Raw genomic sequence first — 3,300 nt, 5'->3', positions numbered from 1 at the left:
CCGCTCGCGTGGGAGGAACTCGGCAATATTGAGACTGCGCAGGCGTTTACCGTCCACCGGGTGCTGGAGGAGGGACCCTTACAGGGCGCAGATTGGGCACAAACGCCTCAACACCTCCCGGGATAGCCTGAGTTGGCGGGGCAGGGGCATGCGAGCAGCAGGTAGCGCAGAGCTAGCGCAGCTCACCAGTGACGCCTGGGAGATCAATGACTTAGGCGTGCTCGCGCTCAGATCATAATCCTTGTGTCGGGAGTTCAAATCTCTCCCTCGCTACCAAAGTTTCAGCCTGCTAGGTCAATGACCTAGCAGGCTTTTTCATGCACTCGGCGATGTCCGGAAATGGCTTTTCGTGCGCGCACGACGACAGCTCGGCAAGAGCATCATCGAGCGCCAGACGACTCTCCGACAGATTTCGCGCCGAGTGCCATCAATCGTTCCTGCGCAGAAGCAGTCCCCGATGCCGGATGCGCTTCAGGCCGCGCGGCCTTGGCCAGGTCTAACCATCACTGATCCGCCGTTTCCCGGTCGCCTCATCTGGATGGAAGACCATCGAGACCAGCGACGAAACCGATCCGGCAGGGATTTCCAGGCGCGATCATGGCTAGCCCCATGGGACGCCGAGCCATGATCGATGCAAAGCGGCTTCGCGGGTGAAAATCCGCTTCTGATCAAGACCCATCCCGACCGCTTCCGTCCCTCGCTCCGGCGCGGAGCGTGCACGCGACTGGCCGCGCCTGCTCGGCCATTGCGCCAGGCAGCCCCGGTCCTGAGGGACGGGTCACGAGCCCACGCGCCGCCTCTTCTTCTTCGCCCGCGAGCCCGTCGATTCCCGGAACCAGGACGCCGGCGGTCCCTCGCATTCGCCGTCGCATCCCAGACTGTGCCAATCAGAAGATACACGGCAAAGACTAACATTTGTGTATATTATCGTATTCAGTGGACAACTGATTAACACGTCAAGTTATCGCCGCAATCAAGCAACCATATGATCCCTGTACATTACAGGGGAGACCGCGATGACTGTGACAATCCTCGATCCGGTCACTGGCAAGCTGGTGACGATCACGGTGCGCGACACGAAGTAGAACGCACGGATCTCCGGAGCCCGGAATCGAGACGCAGGAGGGCACGATGGCTGGATGGCGGGAAGAGGGGCTCTGCGCCCTGAAACGGATCATCGCGCGCGCCGAGGCACAGAGGGTCGATACGATGCTTCAGATCGCGGTTCTGGATGCCGACGAGGTCAGCTCTGCCCAGGCCCGCGCCGACCTCGTCGCCGTCGAAAAGCTTCTGAAGACGATGCGAAGGCAGCATTCGCTGCTGGTCGCGAGCGTCCACAGCGCCGAAGCGGCCCGACTGGAAGACGAACGGCACCGCACGGCCGCCTAGGATCCGGCGCGACCGCAGCGCACAAAAGACGGTGGACCTCGCCGGGCCGAGCCTGTAGGTGGGCCGGCCCGACCATCCAGCGTTGTTGCCGGAGACCCATCATGGCGGCCTGCGGCCTCGACTTCGGCACCTCGAACACGACCCTCGGCCTCGTCACCGGAGCGGCCCCCGCCCTGGTGCCCCTCGAAGGCCGGCACGTCACGATTCCGAGCGCGATCTTCTTTCCGCCGGGGCAGGCGCCCTTCGTCGGGCGCGCCGCCATGGCCGAGTATGTCGAGGGCACGCCGGGGCGCCTGATGCGCAGCCTGAAATCGGTGCTCGGCTCTTCCCTGCTGGAGGAGACGACGCCGGTCGGGCGCGAGCGCATCAAGTTCCGCGACGTCATCGGGCGCTACCTCGCCGCCGTGAAGGCGCGGGCGGAGGCCGAGACCGGGGTCGCCCTCGACACCGTCGTGCACGGCCGACCCGTCCACTTCGTCGACGGGGACCCGCAGGGCGATGCCCGGGCGGAGGACGCGTTGCGCGAGATCGCGAACAGCATCGGCTTTCGCCACGTCTCGTTCCAGTTCGAGCCCATCGCCGCCGCCCTCGACTACGAGCAGCAGGTGCGGGCGGAGGAGATCGCGCTGATCGCCGACATTGGCGGCGGCACCTCGGACTTCTCGATCGTGCGCCTGTCGCCGGAGCGCCACGCGCGAGCGGAGCGCAGCGGCGACATCCTGGCCAATGACGGCGTGCGCATCGGCGGCACGGATTTCGACCGCCGCCTCAGCCTCGGCACGGTGATGCCGCTGCTGGGCCTCGGGACCGCGATGAACCGGGGCGACCTCGACGTGCCCACCGGCTACTTCCACGACCTCGCCACGTGGTCGAGCATCAACCGGCTCTACAACGCCAAGACCCTGCGGGAGATCGAGGAGGTGCGCCGCGACGCCCGGCGTCCCGATCTCCTGGCCCGGCTCTACACGGTCGTGGAAGCCGAGCGCGGGCACTCGCTCGCCATGGAGGTGGAGGGCGCCAAGATCGCCACCTCGGAGGAGGGCCGGGGCCGGGTCGCGCTCGACTGGGTCGAGGCCGGGCTCGAGGCCGGCATCGACCGGGCGGGGCTCGTCACCCACACGGACGAACTCGCCCGGCGCATCGCCGAGCGGATCGCCCGCTGCCTCGCCCAGGCCGGGCTCACCGCCGACCGGATCGACGCGCTGTTCCTCACCGGCGGCTCCACGGGCCTGCCCCATGTGCGCGCCGCGCTCACCGCCTGCGTGCCGGGCGCCCGCGTGGTCGACGGCGACACCTTCGGCTCGGTCGGCACCGGGCTGACCATCGAGGCCGCCCGCCGCGCGGCTTGAGCCGCGGCACGGATCCGGCGCAAAATCCCATCCGGGACAGGAACCCGTCACGCCCGCGCTTTGTCGCGGGGCGGGCGGGTGATACGAGCAGGCCATGACCACACGACCACCATCACGCGGCGGCTCCGGGCGCAGAGGCGCCGGGAGCCAGGGCGCGGGAACCGGCCGCGGCGGACCGCCGGGCAAATCCACGTCCTCGGGCAAGTCGGCGTTCTCGGGCAGGCCCGGCCGTCCGGGCAAGCCCGGCACCTTCAAGCGCCCCGACCGGGAACGCACCGGTCCGCGCACCAGCGCCCTCGACGCGGCCCACCGCGCCGCCGAAGGGCGCGGCGAGGCCGGCAAGCACGCGCCCTGGCGCCCCGGCCAGGAAGCGCGGGACCGCGAGATCGACGCCCCCGAGCCGTCGTTCGAAGCCGCCGAGGAGGCTCCGCGCCGGGCGCGGCGTCCCCGGGCCGAGCGCCCCGGTTCCGCCGAGGCGCAGCCTTCGCGCCGGGCCGATGCGGAGCCGCGCGGAGCCGTCCCCGCCCCCGCGGGCCCGACCCGGCAGATCGGCAGAGCGTCG

2 protein-coding genes and 1 pseudogene are annotated in these 3,300 nt (G+C 69.1%); all 3 read left to right on the top strand.

Annotation, left to right across the window (positions count from 1 at the left end; translation table 11 throughout):
- Positions 1–1,131: 1,131 nt before the first annotated feature.
- Complete coding sequence (locus JWQ05_RS12095) at positions 1,132–1,389, top strand: hypothetical protein (RefSeq protein WP_299658694.1); 258 nt, start codon at positions 1,132–1,134, stop codon at positions 1,387–1,389.
- A 101-nt stretch (positions 1,390–1,490) separates the two neighbouring features.
- A complete protein-coding gene (locus tag JWQ05_RS12090; protein WP_299658693.1) occupies positions 1,491–2,738 on the top strand; it encodes an Hsp70 family protein in 1,248 nt (415 codons plus the stop codon).
- Positions 2,739–2,832: 94 nt separating this feature from the next.
- A pseudogene (locus tag JWQ05_RS12085) lies at positions 2,833–3,300 on the top strand (hypothetical protein); the annotation flags it as partial.

The organism is Methylobacterium sp. (assembly GCF_028290105.1).
Lineage (GTDB): Bacteria > Pseudomonadota > Alphaproteobacteria > Rhizobiales > Beijerinckiaceae > Methylobacterium.
This window is presented reverse-complemented; position numbering and strand designations above follow the sequence as displayed.

Excerpts from the sequence above, each read along its gene's own strand:
- JWQ05_RS12095 (WP_299658694.1), top strand. The coding sequence starts at position 1,132 with ATGGCTGGATGGCGGGAAGAGGGGCTCTGCGCCCTGAAACGGATCATC.
- JWQ05_RS12090 (WP_299658693.1), top strand. The coding sequence starts at position 1,491 with ATGGCGGCCTGCGGCCTCGACTTCGGCACCTCGAACACGACCCTCGGC.